This is a genomic window from Kitasatospora sp. NPDC047058 (genome assembly GCF_040643935.1).
Taxonomy (GTDB): domain Bacteria; phylum Actinomycetota; class Actinomycetes; order Streptomycetales; family Streptomycetaceae; genus Kitasatospora.
This window is the reverse complement of the sequence record NZ_JBEYVJ010000888.1, coordinates 1-1,290: the sequence shown is the minus strand read 5'-3', so window position 1 is coordinate 1,290 and position 1,290 is coordinate 1. Positions and strand designations below refer to the sequence as shown.

2 protein-coding genes are annotated in these 1,290 nt (G+C 74.7%); both read right to left on the bottom strand.

What is annotated here, in order from left to right:
- Positions 1 to 702 (bottom strand): alanine racemase (locus tag ABZ885_RS41365; RefSeq protein ID WP_360200400.1); only part of this gene is annotated, 702 nt, incomplete at its 3' end.
- 187 nt (positions 703 to 889) lie between these two features.
- Positions 890 to 1,290: GAP family protein (locus tag ABZ885_RS41360; protein WP_360200398.1), on the bottom strand; the 401-nt coding region annotated here is incomplete at its 5' end.

Genomic DNA, 1,290 nt, shown 5'->3' with positions numbered 1-1,290 from the left:
GAACACGTAGACGCCCGGCCGCACCTCGGTGGCCGCCGAGGTCCCGGTCAGCTCCGCGGTCGGGGTGGAGCCGCCGCTCACCCGCGTGACCTCGAAGCCCGCGGCGGCGAGCAGTTCGGCGGCCCGCCCGAGGGCCTCCTGCTCCTGGTCCGCCGCCTTCGCGGGCATGTCCGGTGCGTAGCCGTGGCCGGGGAAGGTGAACACGCCCGCGACACGGAGCCCGGCACCGGCCGCCGCCTTGGCCACCGCCACGGCCTGTTCCGGGCGGACGCCGCTGCGGTGGTGGCCGCTGTCGATCTCGACCAGGACCTCGATGTCGCCCGCCGCGGGCCCCAGGTGGCGGCCCGCCGCTTCGGCCGCCTCGGCGGAGTCCATGCCGATCGCGATCCTCGCCGTGGTGCCGAGCCGCCCCAGCCGCTCCGCCTGCCGGGGCCCGATCCACAGCGGATAGGCGATGAAGAGGTCGGTGGCGCCGTGCTCGGCGAAGACCTCGGCCTCCCCGATGGTCGCCACCGTCAGCCCGACGGCGCCCGCCGCGAGCTGCCGGGCGGCGATCTCCGGCATCTTGTGGGTCTTGGCGTGGGGGCGCAGCCGCAGGCCCTTGGCCCGCTGGGCGGCTGCCATGCGTGCGATGTTGCGGTCGAGCACGTCCAGCTCGACCATGATCTCCGGGGTGTCGATCTCCGCCGGGATGCCGTTCATCCGCTTTCCTTCCCGTTCGCGTTGCACCGGACATCTTCCCGCGCCACGGGGACCGGTTCGAGCAGCGGGTACGGGATCGCCGCACAGGACACCCGGCCGTGCCGGTGGGCCCACGCCCGGAGCGCGCCCCGGCCGCCAGCCGCTTTCCAGGACTCCGCCGGGGCCTGACCGCGTGCGCTGCGGATCGTCAGGCGACGAGTTGGTAGATGCTCGCGGCGGTCAGCCAGAGTCCGGCCAGCAGGGAGAGGGTGATCACCAGTTGGTCCTGGTGCCGGGCGAGCCAGCTCCGCAGGGCGGTCAGCCGGGCCTCCGCGGCGCCCGGGGCCCAGACGGCGTAGAGCTCCATGACCAGCAGGCTGAGGGTGGCGAGCAGGCAGTAGCCGGTCAGGGCGAGCCAGTCGGAGAGGGAGGAGAGGTCGGCGTCGACGACGGTGGCGGCGCCGGCGCCGACCATGGCCCACGGCTGGAGCAGCCAGGCGAGGCCCGCCGCGGTGCCGAGAGAGGCGTTGTCGATGCGGCCCGTCCAGCTCGGCGGCCGGCGCGGCGGATCCGCTCGCGCATGTTGCCGCCCATCTTGCCGAGACCGAT